The organism is Pelodictyon luteolum DSM 273 (assembly GCF_000012485.1).
Classification (GTDB): domain Bacteria; phylum Bacteroidota; class Chlorobiia; order Chlorobiales; family Chlorobiaceae; genus Chlorobium; species Chlorobium luteolum.
Genome location: NC_007512.1, coordinates 149,586 through 170,234 on the forward strand (window position 1 = coordinate 149,586; position 20,649 = coordinate 170,234).

25 protein-coding genes are annotated in these 20,649 nt (G+C 59.1%); 13 read left to right on the forward strand and 12 right to left on the reverse strand.

The genetic code is table 11. The features are described from left to right. Positions 1 to 65 precede the first annotated feature (65 nt). Genes leuA through PLUT_RS00760 form a run of 4 tightly spaced genes read left to right on the forward strand, consistent with a single transcriptional unit; the run spans position 66 to position 4,213 of the window. A complete protein-coding gene (gene leuA / locus PLUT_RS00745) occupies positions 66 to 1,748 on the forward strand; it encodes a 2-isopropylmalate synthase (RefSeq protein WP_011356904.1) in 1,683 nt (560 codons plus the stop codon). Then, positions 1,748 to 2,632 carry a metal ABC transporter solute-binding protein, Zn/Mn family gene (locus tag PLUT_RS00750; protein ID WP_011356905.1) on the forward strand — a complete coding sequence of 295 codons (885 nt, stop codon included), beginning with the start codon at positions 1,748 to 1,750 and terminating at the stop codon, positions 2,630 to 2,632. Before leuA ends, PLUT_RS00750 begins: the two co-directional genes overlap by 1 nt. Further along, positions 2,629 to 3,387: a metal ABC transporter ATP-binding protein gene (locus PLUT_RS00755; RefSeq protein ID WP_011356906.1), complete on the forward strand. Its 759-nt coding sequence runs from the start codon at positions 2,629 to 2,631 to the stop codon at positions 3,385 to 3,387. Before PLUT_RS00750 ends, PLUT_RS00755 begins: the two co-directional genes overlap by 4 nt. A gap of 4 nt (positions 3,388 to 3,391) precedes the next feature. After that, positions 3,392 to 4,213, forward strand: coding sequence for a metal ABC transporter permease (locus PLUT_RS00760; protein ID WP_011356907.1), 822 nt, complete (start codon positions 3,392 to 3,394; stop codon positions 4,211 to 4,213). Here the strand turns inward: PLUT_RS00760 and PLUT_RS00765 are convergent. From PLUT_RS00765 to PLUT_RS11190, 3 genes are read right to left on the reverse strand one after another with little or no spacing between them, the layout of a single operon-like run. Next, positions 4,188 to 4,643: a universal stress protein gene (locus tag PLUT_RS00765; RefSeq protein WP_011356908.1), complete on the reverse strand. Its 456-nt coding sequence runs from the start codon at positions 4,641 to 4,643 to the stop codon at positions 4,188 to 4,190. The two genes, PLUT_RS00760 and PLUT_RS00765, sit on opposite strands and share 26 nt — an antisense overlap. Further along, positions 4,640 to 5,770 carry a bifunctional molybdenum cofactor guanylyltransferase MobA/molybdopterin-guanine dinucleotide biosynthesis adaptor protein MobB gene (gene mobAB / locus PLUT_RS00770; RefSeq protein ID WP_011356909.1) on the reverse strand — a complete coding sequence of 377 codons (1,131 nt, stop codon included), beginning with the start codon at positions 5,768 to 5,770 and terminating at the stop codon, positions 4,640 to 4,642. The genes PLUT_RS00765 and mobAB overlap by 4 nt, the downstream gene beginning before the upstream one ends. A gap of 26 nt (positions 5,771 to 5,796) precedes the next feature. Beyond that, positions 5,797 to 5,967 carry a YqaE/Pmp3 family membrane protein gene (locus PLUT_RS11190; protein WP_011356910.1) on the reverse strand — a complete coding sequence of 57 codons (171 nt, stop codon included), beginning with the start codon at positions 5,965 to 5,967 and terminating at the stop codon, positions 5,797 to 5,799. A 200-nt stretch (positions 5,968 to 6,167) separates the two neighbouring features. Here PLUT_RS11190 and PLUT_RS00775 point away from each other — a divergent pair, with 200 nt between their 5' ends. The 5 genes from PLUT_RS00775 (at position 6,168) to glp (ending at position 10,211) form a co-directional block, all read left to right on the forward strand. Then, positions 6,168 to 6,476: a hypothetical protein gene (locus tag PLUT_RS00775; RefSeq protein WP_011356911.1), complete on the forward strand. Its 309-nt coding sequence runs from the start codon at positions 6,168 to 6,170 to the stop codon at positions 6,474 to 6,476. 154 nt (positions 6,477 to 6,630) lie between these two features. Further along, positions 6,631 to 7,146 (forward strand): hypothetical protein, encoded by a 516-nt coding sequence (locus PLUT_RS00780; RefSeq protein ID WP_011356912.1) that lies wholly within the window; start codon positions 6,631 to 6,633, stop codon positions 7,144 to 7,146. 11 nt (positions 7,147 to 7,157) lie between these two features. Then, a complete protein-coding gene (locus PLUT_RS00785; RefSeq protein ID WP_011356913.1) occupies positions 7,158 to 8,066 on the forward strand; it encodes a glycerophosphodiester phosphodiesterase family protein in 909 nt (302 codons plus the stop codon). Next, a complete protein-coding gene (gene moaCB, locus PLUT_RS00790; RefSeq protein ID WP_011356914.1) occupies positions 8,047 to 8,982 on the forward strand; it encodes a bifunctional molybdenum cofactor biosynthesis protein MoaC/MoaB in 936 nt (311 codons plus the stop codon). The genes PLUT_RS00785 and moaCB overlap by 20 nt, the downstream gene beginning before the upstream one ends. Next, positions 8,982 to 10,211, forward strand: coding sequence for a molybdopterin molybdotransferase MoeA (gene glp / locus PLUT_RS00795; RefSeq protein WP_011356915.1), 1,230 nt, complete (start codon positions 8,982 to 8,984; stop codon positions 10,209 to 10,211). The genes moaCB and glp overlap by 1 nt, the downstream gene beginning before the upstream one ends. Before the next feature lie 6 nt (positions 10,212 to 10,217). On the opposite strand, the gene proC is transcribed toward glp, so the two are convergent. The 9 genes from proC to tsaD all read right to left on the reverse strand — a co-directional run bounded on the left by proC (position 10,218) and on the right by tsaD (position 17,705). Next, positions 10,218 to 11,018, reverse strand: coding sequence for a pyrroline-5-carboxylate reductase (proC, locus tag PLUT_RS00800; protein WP_011356916.1), 801 nt, complete (start codon positions 11,016 to 11,018; stop codon positions 10,218 to 10,220). 23 nt (positions 11,019 to 11,041) lie between these two features. After that, positions 11,042 to 11,296, reverse strand: a complete 255-nt coding sequence (locus PLUT_RS00805; RefSeq protein ID WP_011356917.1) for a SemiSWEET family sugar transporter — start codon at positions 11,294 to 11,296, stop codon at positions 11,042 to 11,044. A gap of 149 nt (positions 11,297 to 11,445) precedes the next feature. Then, positions 11,446 to 11,778: a c-type cytochrome gene (locus PLUT_RS00810; RefSeq protein WP_011356918.1), complete on the reverse strand. Its 333-nt coding sequence runs from the start codon at positions 11,776 to 11,778 to the stop codon at positions 11,446 to 11,448. A 184-nt stretch (positions 11,779 to 11,962) separates the two neighbouring features. After that, positions 11,963 to 12,358 (reverse strand): c-type cytochrome, encoded by a 396-nt coding sequence (locus PLUT_RS00815; RefSeq protein WP_011356919.1) that lies wholly within the window; start codon positions 12,356 to 12,358, stop codon positions 11,963 to 11,965. Between the two features lie 97 nt (positions 12,359 to 12,455). Next, positions 12,456 to 13,895: a B12-binding domain-containing radical SAM protein gene (locus PLUT_RS00820; protein WP_011356920.1), complete on the reverse strand. Its 1,440-nt coding sequence runs from the start codon at positions 13,893 to 13,895 to the stop codon at positions 12,456 to 12,458. Positions 13,896 to 13,935: 40 nt separating this feature from the next. Beyond that, positions 13,936 to 15,078: a pyridoxal-phosphate-dependent aminotransferase family protein gene (locus PLUT_RS00825; protein WP_011356921.1), complete on the reverse strand. Its 1,143-nt coding sequence runs from the start codon at positions 15,076 to 15,078 to the stop codon at positions 13,936 to 13,938. A 5-nt stretch (positions 15,079 to 15,083) separates the two neighbouring features. Next, complete coding sequence (gene carA / locus PLUT_RS00830) at positions 15,084 to 16,193, reverse strand: glutamine-hydrolyzing carbamoyl-phosphate synthase small subunit (protein ID WP_011356922.1); 1,110 nt, start codon at positions 16,191 to 16,193, stop codon at positions 15,084 to 15,086. A gap of 7 nt (positions 16,194 to 16,200) precedes the next feature. Continuing rightward, entirely contained in the window at positions 16,201 to 16,557 is a 357-nt protein-coding gene (gene yajC, locus PLUT_RS00835) for a preprotein translocase subunit YajC (RefSeq protein WP_011356923.1), read from the reverse strand. A gap of 101 nt (positions 16,558 to 16,658) precedes the next feature. Next, complete coding sequence (gene tsaD / locus PLUT_RS00840) at positions 16,659 to 17,705, reverse strand: tRNA (adenosine(37)-N6)-threonylcarbamoyltransferase complex transferase subunit TsaD (protein ID WP_011356924.1); 1,047 nt, start codon at positions 17,703 to 17,705, stop codon at positions 16,659 to 16,661. A 26-nt stretch (positions 17,706 to 17,731) separates the two neighbouring features. On the opposite strand from tsaD, the gene PLUT_RS00845 reads away from it, so the two are divergent. The 4 genes from PLUT_RS00845 to PLUT_RS00860 all read left to right on the forward strand — a co-directional run bounded on the left by PLUT_RS00845 (position 17,732) and on the right by PLUT_RS00860 (position 20,639). Beyond that, positions 17,732 to 17,965 carry a hypothetical protein gene (locus PLUT_RS00845; protein ID WP_011356925.1) on the forward strand — a complete coding sequence of 78 codons (234 nt, stop codon included), beginning with the start codon at positions 17,732 to 17,734 and terminating at the stop codon, positions 17,963 to 17,965. Between the two features lie 72 nt (positions 17,966 to 18,037). Further along, a complete protein-coding gene (locus PLUT_RS00850; protein WP_011356926.1) occupies positions 18,038 to 18,340 on the forward strand; it encodes a hypothetical protein in 303 nt (100 codons plus the stop codon). A gap of 172 nt (positions 18,341 to 18,512) precedes the next feature. Next, on the forward strand, positions 18,513 to 19,841 hold the full coding sequence (locus tag PLUT_RS00855) for a Clp protease N-terminal domain-containing protein (protein WP_011356927.1): 1,329 nt from the start codon (positions 18,513 to 18,515) through the stop codon (positions 19,839 to 19,841). Positions 19,842 to 19,934: 93 nt separating this feature from the next. Next, positions 19,935 to 20,639 (forward strand): YSC84-related protein, encoded by a 705-nt coding sequence (locus PLUT_RS00860; RefSeq protein WP_011356928.1) that lies wholly within the window; start codon positions 19,935 to 19,937, stop codon positions 20,637 to 20,639. The last annotated feature ends 10 nt before the right edge of the window (positions 20,640 to 20,649 follow it).

A 20,649-nucleotide genomic window follows, 5' to 3' on the forward strand; every position in this document is an offset into this window, starting at 1 on the left:
GCCGCCGCCCTCCGGGGAAAGGCGGCTTTTTCTGCTTTAAAGGAAAAAGGAGGTACACAGCTGTTATGAAAACGATGAACTTCAACAAATATTCGGCTTATCCTGCTGTCGGGCTTACCGACCGAACCTGGCCCGACAGGACCATCAACGAAGCACCGGTATGGTGCAGCGTGGACCTGCGCGATGGCAACCAGGCACTTCCTGTCCCGATGAGCGTGGACGAGAAGATCGCCATGTTCCGCCTTTTGGTGTCTGTCGGTTTTAAGGAAATAGAGGTCGGCTTTCCCTCGGCCTCGGCCACCGAGTTCGCTTTCGTCCGGCGCCTTATTGAGGGCGGCCTCATTCCTGACGACGTTACTATCCAGGTACTGACCCAGGCCCGCGAGCACCTCATCCGAAAAAGCTTCGATGCAATCAGCGGGGCAAGGAGCGCCATCGTCCACCTTTATAATTCAACCTCCACCCTGCAGCGCGAAGTGGTGTTCCGGAAGAACATGGAGGAGGTGAAAGCGATCGCCATCGAGGGCACCCGTCTTGTCAGGCAGCTGAAGGACGAAAGCCGAAACAGCGGCATCCGTTTCGAGTACAGCCCGGAAAGCTTCACCGGCACGGAGCTTGAGTATGCGCTCGAGGTATGCCACGCCGTGATGGACACCTGGGGGGCATCAAAGGATGAAAAAATTATTCTCAACCTGCCCTCCACGGTGGAGATGTCGCGCCCGAACCTGTATGCCGACCGCATCGAGTGGTTCTGCAGGAACATCAAGGACCGTGATGCAGTTCTGATAAGCGTCCACGCCCACAACGACCGCGGTACAGCTGTCGCTACGGCTGAGTTTGCCGTGATGGCAGGTGCTGACAGGGTAGAGGGTGCACTCTTCGGCAACGGAGAGCGGTGCGGGAACATGGACATCGTGACCATGGGGCTGAACCTCCTGACTCAGGGGGTCAATCCCGGTCTTGACTTTTCAGACCTGCCCCGGATCCGCGAGGTATACAGCCGCTGTACCCGCATGGATGTGCATCCCCGTCACCCTTATGCGGGTGAACTGGTCTATACCGCGTTTTCCGGGTCGCATCAGGATGCCATCAGCAAGGGGATGAAGGCCCGCGGCCAGAAAGGCGACGGACTCTGGGCGGTGCCCTACCTTCCGATCGACCCGGAAGATGTGGGATGCACCTATGAGGCGATAGTGCGCATCAACAGTCAGTCTGGCAAGGGTGGGGTGGCCTATGTTCTGGAGAAGGAGTATGGCATCCAGATCCCGAAATGGATGCAGCCCGATTTTGCCGAAGCGGTCCAGGCGGTAGCAGACCGGACGGGCGAAGAGCTTTCTGCAACACAGATCCATGACCTGTTCCACTCGGAGTATGTCAGGCTTCAGGGTGCGCTCGCATTGAAGAAGTGCAACATCAGCTGGGCTGAGGGCGACGGGGAGTCATCCGGCGCTGCAACCACCCTCATCAGCAGCGTAGTCGCCTATGGTGACAGAGAACTGTCATTCAAGGCCGAAGGCAATGGCCCGCTCGACGCGTTCGTCAAGGGGTTCATTCGGGAGGGCGGCCTTGAGTTTACGGTGGAGGAGTATGCCGAGCACGCCATCGGCCACAGTGCCGGGGCAAGTGCCATCGCCTATGTCCGTATCTGCTGCCCCGACGGCAGGATCTCATTCGGAGCGGGCATCGACTCCAACATCAGTCTGGCTTCCATCCGTGCCACCCAGAGTGCACTCAACCGTCTGCACTGATGAAGAGGGTGTTATGGATCTTTCTGGCCTCCCTTCTTGCCCTCACGTCCGGGTGCAACACTCAGCCACCAGATGAGCGCATGCAGGTTGTTGTGTCCATCCAGCCGCTTGCATGGTTTGCCGGCAGGATTGCCGGCAGCCGTGCTGTGGTGCAGGTCATGGTGCCGCCGGGCGGAAGTCCACATACCTATGAACCCCTTCCCCGGCAGATGGCCTTGCTCAGGCATGCGGCCCTCTTTCTGAAGGCCGGTTCGGGCGTGGAATTCGAGCTTGACTGGATGCCGCGTTTCCTCAAACTCAATCCCGCCCTCATGGTATGCGATGCTTCGGAAGGCGTGCAGCTGCTGGAGATGGGCGGCGAGGGGCATGATGGCAGTAACGACCATACCCACAACCACAGGATGGATCCGCATTTCTGGCTCGACCCGTCCAACGGCCTCATGATTGCAGACAATGTCGCCCGCTGCATGGCTGAGGCGGACCCGGAGCATGCCGGGGAGTATCTGGCCAACGCCGGGGTTCTCAAGGCGGAGCTCCGGGAGCTTGATGCTTCGATCCGCACTATCCTCGGCCCTTTTCAGGGATGCAGCTTCCTTGTGTTCCATCCTGCCTGGGGCTATTATGCCCACGCCTACGGGCTGAGGCAGATCGCAGCTGAATCGGGGGGAAAGGAACTCACACCCCGCCAGATGCAGCAGGTCATCGACCAGGCCAGAAGTGAAGGCATCCGGGTGGTATTCGTCTCGCCCGAATTCAGTTCGTCACAGGCTTCGACCATCGCTACCGGGATCGGTGGACTCACCCGCAGTGTCGATCCGCTTGCATTGGACTATCCGGGGAACCTCCGCCTTGCCACAGAGTCGTTCCGGGAGGCGCTCAGGTGAAGGACCCTGTCATTGCTTCTGAGGGCCTCATGGTCCGCCTCGGTGGCGTCGACGTGCTGAAAGGGTTGAGCCTTTCGGTTTATGAGGGGGATTTCATCGGCATCGTTGGTCCGAACGGCGGGGGGAAGACAACCCTGCTCCGCTGCATTCTCGGGCTTGTTCGTCCCTCGTCGGGCAGCATCCGGGTGTTCGGAGGCCGACCGGGCGCTTCGCCAGGCAGGATCGGGTATGTGCCGCAGCGCCTGTTCTTCGACCGTGATTTTCCTCTGGACGTCGCCGGTCTGGTGCTGATGGGCAGGTTGTCGCGGAAACGCCTGCTGGAACGCTACGGAACAGCCGATAGGCTGAAGGTGGATGAGGTGCTTGAGCTTACCGGGCTCAGTGCCATCCGCCGTCGGGCTGTCGGTGCGCTCTCGGGCGGGGAACTGCAGAGAGCCCTCATAGCCCGTGCGCTTGCCGGCGATCCCGAACTGCTTCTGCTCGATGAGCCGACCGCCAGTGTCGATCCCGACATGAAGATGAGCGTCTACGATCTCCTGGACCAGCTACGCAGGCGGATGACCATCATGCTGGTCAGTCATGACATCGGGGCCATCAGCCGGCGGGTGACGAGAGTCGCCTGCCTCAACTGCACCCTTGACATGCATGAAGATGGTTCGTCCCTCCCGCGCGGGGCTCTTGACGACCTCTACTGCTATCCTGTCGACGCCATCCACCATCATGAGCCGGTTTCTCCGGACAGAAGAGGAGACTGAACCCATGCTGCACGACATCCTTACTTATGAGTTCATGCAGAACGCGCTCCTTGCCGCCCTTCTTTCAAGCGTGGCCTGCGGCATCATTGGGAGTTTCGTGGTTGTGAAGAAAATCGGGTTCATCAGCGGAGGTATCGCACATACGGCGTTCGGCGGCATAGGTCTCGGCTACTGGCTCGGGGTGAACCCGCTCCTCGGCATCATTCCATTCAGCCTTGCCGCAGCGCTCGGCATCGGCCTGCTCAGCAAAAAGGCGAAGGTGCCGGAAGACACTGCCATCGGGACCTTCTGGGCAGCGGGCATGGCCATCGGGGTGATCCTGATCGGGTTGACGCCCGGGTACGCCCCGAACCTGTTCAGCTACCTGTTCGGCAATATTCTCACCGTGCCATCCTTTGATCTCTGGATGATTTTTCTGCTTGATGTCGTGATTGTCGGTACGGTGTTTCTCTGCCAGAAAGAGCTGCTCGCCATAGCCTTCGACGAGGAGTATGCAGCCGTGTCGGGGGTGCCTGCACTGCTGTTCTACCTGCTTCTTCTCTGCCTGATTGCCTTGACGGTGGTGGTGATGGTGCGGGTGGTGGGGATCGTGATGGTCATAGCGCTCCTGACAGTGCCGGCAGCCATCGCGCGGAACTTCAGCCGAAGCCTGCCCGCCATGATGGCCATCGCTACCCTGCTTTCTCTTGTGTTCAGCACCCTCGGCCTCATGCTCTCTTATCTTTTCAACCTCGCATCAGGCGCCACCATCATCCTCGTTGCAACCACTGCATTCATGCTGGTTCAGGTGGCGCAGATATTCATGAGGTCCGCCGCGGCACGATGAGGACCGGACAGGGGGCCTTTTTTACGACCCCTTCCGAGACGCTGCCGACCAGCAGGTGGAAAAGCGAACCGTGGCCATGGGATCCGACGATAATCATGTCGGCCTTGATCCGACGCCCTTCGCCGACGATTCCCTCGACTTCATCGCCCTCAATTGTTGACCCCGTGGCGCGGATGCCCTCCCGGCGAAACTTATCCGCCATAGTCTCAAGTTTGTCCTTTCCGTTGCCCTGCCTGCCGTCGGGCAGTGCTGCTCCGCCGGCAGGCAGGGGGATGACCTCGGTTTCCGGATAGAGGTCGAAAGCCGGAGAGGCTGGAGGATGTACGTGGAGCAGTACGGTTTCGGCTGAGAGTGCCTTTGCCAGCTTCGCCGTTTCCTCAAGGACCGACCCGGTCAGTTCGGAGAAATCGATGGCGGCGAGAAGTTTCATTGTCGTGTGTTCTTTGTTCCTGAAAACGCCATTGCTGCACGGGAGCGTTCCCCGGGGGTATTGATGTTTTTCATGATATCTGGTTCCGGCGATTCCAGTTCCTCTATACCGGTGGTTGCCAGAAAGCCGGACAGCGCGTTGAGGCCCGCGGCATGGCGGAGAAGCAGGGGTTCGCGTGATTTCGGTTCATAACAGGCCGCAAGCGGCTCGAACCTCCCCGACAGAGGATCGCGCCACGCGGTGGCGAAGCGAAACGGGTTACGGCCGGCTACGAGTTTCCCAAGAGTCCCGGCATCAAGAAATGGAAGGTCGCAGGCAACGACGAGGAACGCCCTTTCCGGCAGCGCCCGCTGGGCGGAGAGCAGCCCTCCGAGCGGACCCATGTCGAGGTAGCTGTCGGGGATCAGAGGAATGCCTGATGCTGCATACTTCTCCGCCTGCTCTATGCGGCAGGAAAGATGGACTTCACGGCAGAACGGGGCGAGCAGGTTTCGGGCATGCAGTATCTGACTGGTGCCGTGGTAGTCTATAAGGGCCTTGTCTTCGCCCATTCTGGAGCTTTTTCCGCCTGCGAGCACGAGGCCTGTCAGCGGCGCCGATACAGCAGCGCGCTCCATGAGGTGCTGTTCAACAAAGGATGCAACGGCGGCAGTCTCGTCGCGGTGGAAGACGGGGACTCCGGGCAGAGATGGCAGGCGGTACGATGAAGGGTCGTCGGGGACGGCGAGCGCCGCAACCATGGATACACTGCCCTCCTCGATGCGTTCGAGGATCTTTTTTCCCTCGTCGACGAGGATGATTTTGGGAATGGGGAGTTCCTTGAGGCCTTCGACGATCAGGATGTCGCAGCTGCTGAAGGCGAAACGCTCAAAGTCAGCGGGTTCAGGCGGTGCGTGCGAAATAACGGCCTTTTTGCCGGGTCCCGACACCATGACGGTTACAGCTCCGGCACTGGCGGCAAGGTCGGAGTCTTTCCCTTCACGGTCGATATCGAAATGATGGCAGCCGTGTTTATAGTAGCCGACGGTGTGCTTGCCCGCAAGGTGACGAACCACCGCGGTGGCGAGCATTGTCTTTCCTGAGCCGGAATAGCCGCAGAATGCAAGTTCGTAGGGATGGAAAAGCATGGCTGCAGCTTCTCTGGCGGTGCGGTTCAGGCTTTCACTTGGCGCTGTTCCTGCGCCATCATCACGAGAGCCGCGACCACTCCCGGCACCCAGCCGAATACCGTAAGAATGCCTGTGAGCATAATCGTGCCCGCTTCCTTGTTCATGACAGCTGCGGGAGGAAGGACGAAGGCGAGGATAAGTCTTTTGGTGTCCATAAAGCGCTCCGTGATTGTTTGTTGTTCGGTGAAGGGTATGTGCCGGTAATATATGAAGCGGGGGTCTGCAATGCAAAATTGCCGGGGGCCGGGGCGCTTCTTGCAAATTGAGTTGAAAATGGTAAATTAGACTCCCTTCAGCATAATTCCTGGCGTCAACAGGCATGCTTTCGTTCTCTTGAACATAAATTGCAATCAACTTGGTGAATACAGTTCATCCCGACATTGTGTTGGATGATTTCGACGAGGCTGTCGACGAGCCGAATTTCAACAACCCCAATACCTCGCCAGACCCTCCCAGTCCTTACGCCGACCTTGAAAAAAAGTATCGCAAGAACCGTTTCAACAAAAGCAGGAACCGGACATCGGCCGGAGCACCGGGCGTGAACGGCCAGACATCCAGAACCGCACCGGGCGGCGCTGAGGGCAACCGGGTCCAGAAACGAAAGCCGAAAAAGAAGTCCGCCCAGAAATCCTTCCGATCCCCTTCAGGCCGCCGTAACGCCTGACTTGGAGCATAGCAGCGGTTGTTCCTTCCCCGGCTTGGGGGGCCCTCTCCCTATGGATTCATTCCCCCGGTTTTATTTGAACTCTTCACGGAAGATGCGTAGCTTTTAGATGTAGGCGGGTTCATACCTGCATTCATCATAAAACGCGATCGCCATGCTGCTCATCAACCGTTTCATCCGCCTCATCGAAAACCATGCCGAAACCCTTTCGGCCAAATGGGTTGAGGCTGTCCGTACCAGCCCCCTGACGGGCGGGTATGCAAAGCTCCCGAAACAGGAACTACACGATATTGTCTACAGTCGTTTCCGCAAGCTGGGAGAGTGGGTGGAGAAGAAAGAGGGGCAGGACCGGCAGATTGCCGGGCATTTTCTCGAGATAGGCGCCCGGCGTGCAGCTTCAGGCATCAAGGTGAGCGAGATGACTTACTCCCTCTTGCTGGAGCGCGATCTTATCTGGCGTTACATTCTTGATGAGGGCATCATTACCGAGGGCATCGATTTGAATCGGGCCATCGAGTTTTCGCACCGCCTGAACCACTTCTACGAAAAAGCGGTCTATTTCGCCCTGGTCGGCCATGAGAACTACGGCGATCCGGAGCCCCGGACGAAGGATGAGGGCTTTTTCGAGAGCATCTTCGAAGGCTTCCGCCACTGGCTGGTGGTCGAGTAGTTTCTTCTGCCATGACTGTTGTTCCTGCGGGGCCGCCGGTCCCGCGACCGCTTTCGGGTTCCTTTGAAATACAGGCGCACCGGGGGGCCCGTTCTCTGTTCCCCGAGAACACCATTGCGGCATTCATCGGCGCGGCAGATCTCGGCATCCGGGTTGTCGAACTTGACCTCATCGTGTCTGCCGACCTGCAGCTTGTCGTTTCCCATGACCCGTGGATCAACGTTCACGGTGGCCGCCGACCCATTTACGCCATGCATTCGGAGGATGTAGCCGGATACGACTGCGGTGCCCCCGATCCCCGTTTTCCCCTGCAGCAGCGAATCAGGGCATCACGCCCCCTGCTCTGCGACGTGTTTCGTGCAGTCGATATCCACCTTGCCGGTGCTGGGCCGGGGGAGCTCATGGCCTACAATCTCGAACTGAAGTCGTGGCCCTCGAGGGACCGGCTGTTCCATCCACCTCCGGCCCTGTTCGCCCGGCTGGTGCTCGATGCCGCCCTCTCCGCCGGAGTGCTGGGGCGGATCCGCATCCAGTCGTTCGACTGGCGCGTGGTCCGGGAGGCCTGGAAACGCATGCCTGCCATCCCATACGGCATACTGGTTGAACGGGCCGGGGCGATCCGTCCGTCTCTGCGGCATCTGGGTTTCCGGCCTCAGTGGCTCAACCCTCATTACTGCCTTGCCACCCCGGCTCTTGTCCGCCATCTCCATGCCAGCGGCATACAGACGGCGCCCTGGACCGTCAATGACCCCGGCCTTATGCTTCGCCTGCGGGACATCGGAGTTGACGGCATCATCACCGACCATCCCGAACGGGCTCTCCGCTTTGCATCTGAAGGGGGCAATCGCTATCTATACTCCAGCTCAGGCCAGACCGAAGGCCCAACCAACCTGCACCCTTATGGCATTCACCCATCTTGACGACGACGGAAACGTCGCCATGGTCGACGTTTCCTCCAAGCCCGGAACGCTCCGCACTGCACGAGCAGAGGGCCGCATTTCCCTGCACCCCGATACCCTGCTTCAGTTGCAGGGGGAGGGCATGCCGAAGGGCAATGTACTGACGGCAGCCAAGATCGCCGGTATTCAGGCGGCCAAGCAGGCCTCCGCCCTTATTCCGCTCTGCCACCAGCTCAACCTCTCCTGGGTCGACCTTTCTTTTTCGGTCGGGCCGGAAGGGATCGACATTACGGCTACGGCAAGGACGAAGGAGGCGACCGGCGTCGAAATGGAGGCACTTACGGCGGTTTCGGTCGCTGCCCTGACCATCTACGACATGTGCAAGGCTGTCGACAAGGGGATGGAGATCGGCGGTATACGGCTGGTGTCGAAGACCGGAGGCAAGAGCGCGGCCCCGGGCTACAGGCCGCGGACAGCCATCCTTGTTCTTTCCGATTCGATTGCTGCCGGCACTGCCCGGGACCGATCCGGAGAGATCCTTCGGGAGGGGTTTATGGCTGCAGGGTGCCGGGTGGAGGGTGTGCGGATCATTGCAGATGACCCGGCAGAACTCGAGGGGGCCGTCGATGCCTTTGTGGCTGAGGGTATGGAGCTCATCGTCACCTCTGGCGGTACGGGTCTCGGCCCGCGCGACATCACCGTCGATACCCTCACACCGAAGTTTTCGCGTCGTCTCCCCGGTATAGAGCAGGCTCTCTTCAGCTGGGGGCAGGGCAAGACCCGCACGGCGATGCTGTCGAGGCTTGCTGCCGGAGTGATAGGCGACTCCATCGTGGTATGCCTGCCGGGAAGCGCGGGTGCTGCTTCCGATGCACTTGAGGTCCTCGTGCCGAGCATGTTCCATGCATTTTCAATGATGAAGGGGGAGGGACACTGATGCTGACAAGCGTAGATGATGCCCGCCGCATCGTTATGGAGTCACTTCCTCTGCCACTGATCGAGGAGTGCAGGCTCAATGCTCTGCAGGGCCGGGTTCTGGCGGGCGATGTCGCAGCCCCTTTTCCAATGCCCCGGTTCACCAATTCTGCGATGGATGGGTTCGCCTTCCGTATTGCCGATGCGGCCGGAGGCTCTCCCGATGATCATGTCCACCTACCGGTCAGCCTCCGAATTCCTGCCGGCAGCAGCGCTGCCGGTGCGCTGCCTCCGGGGAGTGCTGCCGAGATCATGACCGGTGCGCCGATGCCCGAGGGTGCCGACACGGTCGTGCCGTTTGAGAACACCAGCGGGTTTGGTGGGGACGGGGTTGAAATCTATCGCCTGCCGAAAGCCGGTGCCAATGTCCGGTATCGGGGGGAGGAGATTGCAATGGGCCAGCGGGTGCTTGATGCGGGCCGTCGGATCTCTCCGTCAGAGATTGCCGTTCTGGCATCTTTCGGGATTGAGTCGGCCCGGGTATGGCGCCTTCCTTCAGTTGCACTCGTAGTGGTCGGCGATGAACTGCAGAAGCCGGGCGGAATGCTGAGGGATGCTGCCATCTATGATTCCAACAGCCACATGCTGCGAGCCGCATGCCGATCGGCGGGCATCGAGCCGGTCGTCGTTCTCCATGCCGAAGATGATCCGGAGGCTGTCCGGAAGGTGCTTGCTGTGGCGCTTGCCACGGCCGACGTGACGGTCACCTCAGGGGGAATTTCAACAGGAGAGTATGATTTCGTGCAGGAGGTGCTCACGCGGCTCGGCGTCGAAAAGAAGTTCTGGTCGGTGTCGCAGAAGCCGGGCAAACCGTTCTACTTCGGCTGTTCTCCAGATGGGAAGGTTGTATTTGCACTTCCAGGCAATCCGGTTTCATCGCTGGTCTGTTTCACGGAGTACTGCGTGCCGGCGCTCATGAAGATGCAGGGTCTTCCCCGGCCGGCGAAGCTGCATGCCACCCTCGACGCTCCCTTTCCGGCCGACAGGAAAAGGCATCGGTTCCTGCCTGGCGTGCTTCGTGAGGAAGGGGGGAGACTTTTCTGCCGGACCGCCGCACTCACCGAGTCGCATATGGCCACGTCGCTCGTCGGGGCGAACTGCCTTATCGAGTCACCTCCGGCCGACACGCCGGTGCCGGCCGGAGATACGATTGCCTGTTCGCTCCTGCCCTGGGCATCGCTGCCCGGCTGAGCATGCTTACTTCCGCAGCTCCCTTGAACGGGCGTCGGCTGCGGCGACGGCATCAATGAGAATGGCGCGGATGCCTCTCTCGTCCATCACCCTCAACCCGGCTTCGGTTGTGCCCCCCGGGGTGGTGACCTCCCGCTTCAGTTCTTCCGGGCTCCGCGTTCCCGAGAGCACCATTCTGGCGGCTCCGAGCATGGTCTGGGCTCCGAGGAGCAGTGCCTCCTCTTTCGATAAGCCGCAACGAACCCCTCCTTCAGAGAGCGAGTCGAGGATGTTGAACATGTAGGCCGGGCCGCTACCGGACAGTGCGGTCGCTGCATCCATCTGCGATTCTTCAAGCACAGCAACCCTTCCAATGGTGCTGAACAGCCCTCTCGCCACAGCGATGTCCTCTTCAGTCGCCATTTTCCCCCTGCAGAGAGCCGTCATTGCCTCTCCTACAAATGCCGGGGTATTGGGCATGACGCGTACCACCCGTGTCTCTTCAAGCGCGTTCTTCCTGATGAACTCCGATGAAATGCCTGCCGCAACGCTGACGATCAGGTGGTCGGACGAGAGCGACGGCCGGAGTTCAATGAGGACCTCTTCGATCTGGTAGGGCTTGACGGCAAGGATAATGACTTTCGCCTCTCGAGCCAGTGCTGCGGGAGATGGACACCCTGTGATGGGGTGGGCGGCAGCGATGGCTTCAACCGCCCCGGGGTCGCGGTCGTAGCCAAACATGACGGCATCTTTCTGTCTGCCGAGTCCTGCAATGATGGCGCGGCCGATCCTGCCCGTTCCAATGAATCCTATCCGGAGGGGTTCCATGGTGCGTATCGTCTAGTGGTTGTTTATCCGTACCTGAGCTTGAGCAGGAGGATGATCATGAGGAGAATGAGGGAGCAGCCGTTGGCCGCGATCATCGGCAGGTCATTTTGTGCGATGCCGTAGAGGAGCCAGAGAATGATGCCGGCATTCATGGCGAGCGCCCAGATGAGGCTGATGTCCCGGGTATGGCGGGTTGAGAGGATTTTGATCGCCTGCGGAAACAGCGCCAGCGTGGTGATTATGCCTGCAGCGTAGCCGATGTATTCGGATTGGTGCATATGGAGCTTTTCCTCTGTGTCATGGTGATGCCCCGATGCTTTCCGGGGTGCCGCAGAAAGATACGCTCCAGCCTCCATTTTACCCAAAAAAAGAGAGGGCGGGAATCACCCCGCCCTCTCATAGGCTTCAATAGTAGAGTGCCGGAGTGTTACTTGCTCAGCTGCACCATGTAGGCGACGGCATTGCCGACTTCCACGTTGGTGAGTTTCGCGTTGCCGCCTTTGGCTGGCATCATTCCTTTGGTGCCCTTGAAGCCCGCGATTGATTTGGCGGCCATCTTGTCGACGCCCTGGCCTATGCGGGAAGCCCATGCAGTCTTATCACCGGCTTTCGGCGCACCAGCCATGCCTGTGTTATGGCACATGGCGCAGCTTCCGTCATAGACGGCTTTGCCTGCGGCTGCATTATAAGCGGCATTGGCGTCCACGGTGAACGATGCGGCGATCAGTACGCAGAAGGCTGCGGTAAGGAAACGAGACATAGCGGTTTCTCCCTTGAAATATTGGTGGTTACTGGTTTCGTCTGTATGAGCATATGCTGATCTGCTCAATCGGGTTATTTTAGCATTTCGGAGCCATCCTTCCAAACAGTTTCGGCTCCATTTGCAAAAAAGGAGCCGCCTATCCGGCAGCTCCCTGTTTGTGCATCTTTTATGGATGGGTTTCTTACTTGACGGTGTCGGTCATCCATGCCACGGTGTTGGCGACCTCTTCATCGGTGAGGTTCGGGTTGCCGCCTTTTGCCGGCATTCCGGCGAAGCCTTCGATCGATTTCTTGACCATGACGTCGAGTCCCTGTGCAACACGTGCTTCCCATGCGGCTTTGTCGCCGGGTTTGGGTGCGCCCATCATGGCGGAGTCATGGCACATTGCGCAGTTGGCCGTATAGATTTCTTTGCCAGCTGCGAGCTTAGGATCTACGGGTGCTTCTTCGGCTGCCGGTGCGGCCACTTCGGCTTCAGTTTCTTCACCGGGGAACTCAAGTGTTGCCGGGGGTTTCTCAAGGCCGCATCCGCCGAGGAAAAACAGGCCGAGGGTCAGAAGGGGAAGGAATTTTTTCATGGTCGTCTCCGTGTGCTGGTTTGATGTTGTGGCTGCCGATTCGGGCGGCTCCGGCAGGCAGCGCCGTAAAATTGCAAAGGTACAGTTTATGAATTATTCACCGGATGGCAAAATGGTTTTTTTGGTGGAATTGACCGGCCTGCCGCTTGAGGTCATGGCGCGACAGGCTGTAGAGGTGAGTGTAGAAGAGGTTGAAGATGCCGACTGCCGTTTTGGCCGATGGGGCTGAGATGGCTCGCTTGAGTGATGCCGGTACGGTGAATATCCTGCTCGTGAGCTCCCCGTAGCTTTCAATGAATCGGTCGAGCGGTATCTGTTTGGGTCGATAGAGCATCTCCTGGCCGAAGGTGTAGCGGAAGGCCGCCGGGTCATCGGGATCGAAGAGGAGGCGCCCTTCTTCCCTGAGGCGAAGGAAGAGCTGGGTGCCGGGTGTCGGACGGAGGATGTTGATGCCCGGTACGTCAAGTTCCGTCTGGTTGATGAAGTCAAGGATCGCCGCCGGTGTTTCCAGCGTGTCGCCGTCCAGGCCGTAGATGAAACTCCCGTAAAGGCTGATGCCGGCGCTGCGGATGTTTCTGACGGACTGTACCAGTTCATCGCTCCGGCTCTGGTTCTTATGGTGTGCCTTCCTGCTTGCAGGCTCTACGCTTTCAATGCCGACAAGGAGGGCGCTGCAACCTGAACGGGCGAAGGTTTCGAGCAGGCTCTGCTGCATGCCGAGTGCTGTCGTGGCCTGGCCGAACCAGGTGATCCGGAGCGTGGTGAGGCGCCTGAAAAGTTCTTCGGCGTAATCGGGATCGGCATTGATGGAGTCGTCGACGAAGAAGAATATTCTCCCGTCATGTTCTCTGAAGCGTGCAACCTCCCCGACGATCTCCTCGATAGGGCGTTGGCGGAGCCTGTGGCCGTTAAGCACATGCACATTGCAGAAGTCGCAGTTGTGGGGGCACCCCCTGCTGGTCTGGATGAGGTTGGTCGTGAAGTAGCGGCCGGCATCGAGGTGTTCCTTGAAGACCGGCCTCGGCAGGGAAAGATCGGGGCGTTCTTCCTGTCGATACGTTTTCCCGAGCGTCCCCTGCCGCAGATCGGTCAGCACCCGCCGCCAGAGGTCATCGGCTTCTCCCTCGACGATGAGGTCGGCGTGCCGGGCCGATGCCTCAGGAAACATAGTGACATGAGGTCCTCCGAGCGCCACCAGAGTGCCTTGGCTCCTTAGCCTGTCGGCCAGTTCGAACGCTTCCGATGCTGTGCCCGTCTGCACGCTTATGCCGATGAGGTCCCATTCCACATGGTCGGGAAACAGCTCCAAGCGAAGGTCGCAGATAGTCTGTTCGACGCCCTCAACCCGTATGGATGCAAGGATCATCAGTGAAAGCGGGGGGATGGAGAAGGGACTTTTCCTTATCAGCGTGCGGAGCGGTCGGGCGAGCATTCTGGCAGGCAGGCTCTGCTCCCGCTCTGCGTAGATGGAGCGGGCTCCGTCAACGCCGCTCCGGGTGGGAATGAATACGAGCAGTACCTTTTTCAGTGTACCCATGGGGTAATAAGACCGGGCTTCTTTGCCCGATACTGCACCCTCAGCGGCCGAGGAATGCCTGTTGGACGGCCGTTACGCCTGCACCGACCGGGAAGCAGTAGCCGATTTCCTTCAGCGCCCGCTCCATGGCTCCGACGATAGTGAGCATATCGAGTTCATCGTAGTATCCGAGGTGGGAGATGCGGAAGATCTTTCCTTTGTAGTCATCCTGACCGGCGGCCACAGTGATGCCATTGCTGTACTTGAGAGCCTTGTTGAAAGCGTTCCACTCAACCCCTTCAGGGAGCCATACCGGCGTAACGGCGAACGATGGCGAAGTGCTGAAGAGCTCCATGCCGAGTGCCGTGCAACCGGCCCTGCATGCCGCCGCAAGGCTTTCGTGCCGTGCCCATGTGGTTTCGATGCCCTCCTGGCGTATCATCTTGAGTGCTTCGTCGAGGCCGATTACCAGCGATACGGCGGGCGTGAACGGGGTATCGTCACCGGAGTGCGCCTTGAGGGCTTTGGCGAGGCTCAGATAGAAGTTTTTCGCCGAGTCTTCCGCTGCATTGATGACGTCCTGTGCCCGTTCCGAGACGGCTATGAGCGCCAGACCGGGAGGCATCATCAGTCCCTTCTGTGATCCGGTGATGCAGATGTCGATGCCCCAGTCATCGAAATGGAACTCATGGGCGCCGATTGCGGTGATGCCATCGACGAGCACGAGCGCGTCCGACTCTTCGCGGATGACGGCGCTGAGCGCCCGGATGTCTGCTGCGGTGCCGGTGGATGTTTCCGAGTGGGTGAGGCAGACGCCTTTTGCATCGGGGTGCTCTCTGAGGAGCTCCTTCAGCCGGCCGGGTTCGATTGCCCGGCCCCATGGTACGGTTTCCTCGATGCAGCCGCCGGTGTAGAGCCGTACGAGCTCTCCCCAACGTTCCCCGAACTTGCCTGCGTTGATGGCGATGACCTTGTCGCCTTCCCTGAAGATGCTGGAAATGGCGGATTCCATGCCGCCAGTTCCCGAGCAGCTGAGTACCACGACCGGCTGGGTCGTCTGGAACAGGTACTTGAGGTTTTCATGGACCCGCTGGAGGATCTCCATGAACTCCGGATTCCTGTGGTGGATTATGGGGGCTGCCATGCTGAGCATGACGTTTTCAGGCACCGGGGTCGGCCCGGGGGTGAAGAGTCTTTTTTTCATTCCGGTCAGTTTTTCGCCCTCTCCATCATGGCGGTGAACTCGTCGAAGAGGTAATGTGAGTCGTGCGGGCCCGGTGCGGCTTCGGGGTGGTACTGCACCGAAAAGCAGGGGAGCTCTGAGTGCCGGATGCCCTCGATGGTCTGGTCATAAAGGTTGAGATGTGTCATCTCGACCGATTCCGGGAGCGAGTCCATGCCGACGGCGAACCCGTGGTTCTGCGAAGTGATCTCGATGCGCTTCGAGGCCATGTTCTTCACCGGATGGTTGCTTCCGTGATGTCCGAACTTGAGCTTGTATGTGTCCGCTCCGAGCGCCAGGGCGAGAAGCTGGTGCCCGAGGCAGATGCCGAAGATCGGGAGCGGCCGGGTTGTCCGGCTGTATTCGGCCAGCGTGCGGATTGTGTCGATGGCATAGTCCACCGCGGCCGGGTCGCCGGGCCCGTTCGAGAGGAAGACGCCGTCTGGATTGAGCGCAATCACCTCATCTGCCGTGGTTCCGGCCTTGAGGACCGTCACCCGGCATCCAGCGTTCTGGAGCAGACGCAGGATGTTCGTCTTGATGCCGTAGTCAAAGGCAGCTACATGAAAGCGGGCTCCGGGTGTTTCTAGCGTGTAGTTCTTGTCCGTGGTGACGGTTTTCACCAGATCCAGCCCGGTCATTTCAGGGATCGCAAGGGCCTTGTCCTTCAGGCTGGCTTCGTCGGTATCAATGGTCGAGATTACACCCCGCATGGCGCCCTTTTCCCTGATCTCACGGACCAGTTTGCGGGTGTCTATGCCCGACAGTCCGATCACTCCCGCCTTCTTCAGGGTGTCGTCGAGGCTCGTGGATGCTTCGAAGTTGCTGTAGACGTTCGAGACTTCGCGGACGATGAATGCCCGAGCCCAAACCCTTGATGATTCGTTGTCATCGGGAGTGATGCCGTAGTTGCCGATGAGGGGGTAGGTCATGACGACCATCTGGCCCGCATAGGAGGGGTCGGTGAGGATTTCCTGGTAGCCGGTGTGCGACGTATTGAACACTACCTCGCCGGCAGCTTCGCCTGCTTGGCCGAACGCAGTCCCTCTGTAGACGGACCCGTTTTCCAATACCAATACTGCTGGTGTTGACTGCATGTGCCTGTTATTCTCCGGTCGTAAGTTTGTCGCCAGATTCCTGTTTCTCGATGTTGGCCACCGCCGAACGGTCGAACTTGATTTTCGTGTTCTCGGAGACCTGCACGAGGACAGTTTTTTTCTCAGTGTCGATGCCTGCTACGGTTCCATGGATGCCGCCGATGGTTACAACCCTGTCGCCGCGCTTGAGGCTCTCCAGCACTTTCTCACGGTCTTTCTGCTTTTTCTGCTGCGGCCGGATCATGAAGAAGTAGAAAACGACGAAGATGAGGACGAGCGGAACGAGCTGGACAAGCGGGTTTGGTGCCGGGCCTCCCTGCGTGGGAGGAGCGAAGAGGAGTATGGTCTGGATGAGGTCGTGCATGGGAGCGTTATTCTGTAGTATTATGAAAAGGCAGTAAGCTTCAGTAGTCGGTTGAATTGGTCTGAAATGTAATGCATTTGCCGAACTATTTCAATCACGGATTAGTTCCCTGCCGCACTGAACGATGCAAAGGGTGCCGTGTCGTACCGGCAGAGGGGCTGGAGCCCACGGGAGAGTTTCAGTCCGGCGAGCGTCGCAATCATGGCGGCGTTGTCTGTCGAGTAGGTCGCTGAAGGGATGAAGAGCGCAATGCCGTGCTTCCGGCAGGCCGCATCCATGGCTCGTCGGAGTTCCGAGTTGGCGCTCACGCCGCCGGCAACGGCGATGGCCCCGATGTTGTGGCGGCGTGCTGCTCCGACCGCTTTTTCGACGAGCACGCCGACGATTGCATCCTGGATGGATGCCGCAATGTCTGCCCGGTGCTCGTGGATGAACTCCTCTTTCTGGCTCCTGAGCCAGGTGAGGACGGATGTTTTCAGACCGGAAAAGCTGAAGTCGAAGTTGTCGCGGTAGCTTCTGCTGGTCTGCGACTGACTTGTGAGCGCCCGCGGGAACCGGTGGAAGCCGGCATCGCCCTCTTTGGCGAGCCGGTCGATGGCCGGTCCTGCCGGATAGGGGAGTCCGAGCATCTTGCCGGTCTTGTCAAAGGCTTCTCCGGCCGCATCGTCGAGGGTGCGGCCGATGATCCGGTAGGTGAGATCCTCCCGGACGATGGCCAGCAGCGTATGTCCACCCGATACCGTGAGCGAGATGAACGGCCCTATTGGACCTCCGCCGGCAGTCTCTTGGTCGATGAACGGAGAGAACATATGGGCTTCGACATGGTTGACCGCCACGAACGGCACGCCGAGTGCCCAGGCCATCGACTGGGCGAAAGAGAGTCCCACCATCACAGCACCGATGAGTCCCGGTCCGGCGGTGGCGGCTATGACATCGATATCCTTTTTTGTTATATTTGCTTCGGCGAGGGCGGCTTCGGTGATCGGAACGATGAGCCGTTCATGCTCCCTTGAGGCCAGTTCGGGAACGACGCCGCCGAACCCTTTGTGGCAGAGTTGCGAACTGACGACGTTAGAGCGTACCTCCCCATCGACAAGGACTGCGCCAGAGGTTTCGTCACAGCTGGTTTCCAGGCCGAGTATTATCATCCAGGGCTAATTTTTTTTCAAGTGATATGCAGAAAGCTAACAAACAGGGCGGCAATAGCAATGGCAAACCCCGGGTGAAGATCGGTATCCTCAATGTTCTGCTCATTCTTGCGGGTGCGGATCTTATTCTGCTTCTGTCTCCGGAAGTAGGTTTCCTCAACGGCCTGTTTTATATCCCCGGCATCTACACATGGCCGGCGCTTCTCCTCGGCGTCGCCCTCCTGCTCTTCGGATTCCGGCACCTCTACCGGCCCCGATGAGGCTGCGGTCGTAAAAAATGTTACATTTTCTTTTTTAAGGTAGACTCCCAGAGACCATAAACCGTACCAGCCATGGAACAGCAGAACAGCGCAAAGAAGATTCTTGATCCCATCGAACGGGCAAAGCTCGGCGTAAAGGTGTTGAGCCTTCCCTACAGCGAGGCTGAGCGGGTGATCGACGAATATGTATCCGGGGGAGATTACGACCCTGCGAGCGTTGATTTCTTCAAGGATCAGGTTGAGACCCAGAGCCGCATTGTTGAAAAGGGTTCCGAGCTGCTCTCGACCGGCAGCGAAATCCTTCGGGTCGTGGCCGGTGCGGTAGTCAAGAACTGGCCGAAGCCTCCTGCCGAACAGGCTGCGCCGCGGTCCTGAGCAACAGCACCCGCATCTGCGGGGAATAGTGCGCGTCATTCCAGCCGCGGATCCATTATGGCCCCGCGGCTATTTTTTTGCCCTCCCGTACGACCGGTTGCAGGGATAACTTTTATTGCGTTTACATTGTTATACAAGATGAGGCTACATGAACCATAAATCTTGAAGAACCATGCAGTTTGATCCTAACAGATTCACCATCAAGGCCCAGGAGGCCCTTCAAGCGGCTGCTTCATCGGCATCCAGCCGCCAGCACCAGCAGGTTGAACCGGAGCATCTGCTTCTGGCCATGCTTGACGACCGGCAGGGTATTGCCGTCCAGATAGCCCAGAAGCTGGAAGTATCACCTGAAACCCTTGCCGCCGCGCTTGACCGCGAACTTGAGCGGATGGCGAAAGTCACCGGCGCCTCGGCATCGGGCCAGTACATGTCGCAGAACCTCGGAAAAGTGTTTGACGCCGCCCTGAAAGAGGCCGAGGGGCTGAAGGACGAGTACATCAGCTCGGAGCACCTTCTCATCGCGATGAGCGAAACCGGAGCGACGGCCTCTCGTCTGCTGACGGATGCCGGCGTCACTCGCGATGCCATCCTCAAGGTGCTGGCCTCCATCCGTGGCACCCAGCGGGTTACGAGCCAGAGTGCCGAGGAGACATACAATTCACTGAAGAAGTATTCACGGAACCTGAACGACCAGGCCCGGAAAGGCAAGCTCGATCCGGTGATCGGGCGCGATGAGGAGATCCGCAGGGTGCTGCAGATTCTCAGCCGCCGGACGAAGAACAACCCTGTGCTGATCGGTGAGCCCGGTGTGGGCAAGACGGCCATCGTTGAGGGTATCGCCCAGCGGATCGTGGCTGGCGACGTGCCGGAAAACCTGAAAAGCAAGCAGATTGCCGCGCTCGACATCGCCCAGCTGGTCGCCGGAGCGAAGTTCCGCGGTGAGTTTGAAGACCGCCTGAAGGCCGTGGTGCGCGAAGTGCAGGCTGCCGACGGCGAGGTCATCCTCTTCATCGACGAGATACACCTTCTGGTGGGAGCCGGGTCTGCGGAAGGCTCGATGGACGCGGCCAACATCCTGAAACCCGCCCTCGCCCGCGGAGAACTTCGCTGCATCGGTGCCACGACGCTCGATGAGTACAGGAAGCACATTGAGAAGGATGCTGCCCTCGAACGGCGGTTCCAGACGGTGGTGGTCGACCAGCCGAGCGTCGAGGATACGGTCTCAATCCTTCGCGGCCTCAAGGAGAAGTACGAAATCCACCACGGGGTGCGCATCAAGGATGCAGCAATCGTGGCGGCCGCGGAACTTTCGAACCGCTACATTTCCGACCGGTTCCTGCCGGACAAGGCAATCGATCTCATCGACGAGGCCTCCTCGCGCCTCCGGCTGGAAATCGACAGCAGCCCGGAAGAGCTCGATCGGCTCAACCGGGAGATCCGCCGCCTGGAAATCGAGCGGGAGGCCCTGAAGCGCGAACTTGAGGCTGGCAGCGCCCGTTAATTTGTTGCAGGGAAATCGTATATTAGAGGTTGTATCGTTATTGTATGTTTGAGGCCGTTTGGTTTTATTGCAACACAAAAAAAATCAACAGATATGATGAAAATGATGAAGATGGCCCTTCTTGCCCTGTTCCTGCTCGGAACGGTTGGCGGAGCGGCACATGCGGGTTGGGACCCTGATGAGGCAGAGAAGGGGCGGAGCGCTGTCGCCTACCTGAAAAAACATGATCCTTCGCTGGAAAGATTTTTTTCCAAAGCCTATGGCTATGCGGTATTCCCTGATGTATACAAGGGCGGCCTGTTCCTGTTCGGCGGCGGCCATGGCCGTGGTTATGTCTATGAGTATGGTCGGCTGGTTGGCCGTTCCACCATCACGCAGCTGAATGTGGGTCCGCAGTTCGGCGGGCAGTCCTTCACGGAGGTCATCTTCTTCAAGGACCGGAAAGCCCTCGAGGATTTCAAACAGGGCAATTTCGAGATCAACGCCCAGATGACGGCCGTGGTTGTGACTTCGGGCATTGCGACGAATGCGGATTACTCGGACGGCGTAGCTCTCTTCGTTCTCCCCAAAGCCGGCGTCATGGCCGATGCCACCGTAGGCGGGCAGAAATTCTCCTATGACCCCCTGCAGCAGTCCGCTGCCCCTGCAGCAGTCCCTGCTCCCGCCCAGCAGGATGTCACTCCGCTCCAGCCTTATCCCGGTGCGGCGTCGTCCTCAGTGGCAAAGCCTTATGAGGAGTCGCGTCCCTATGACGACACGCCGCTTGAGAAGGCAGATCAGGGCGCATCCCAATATTAACAACATCGGG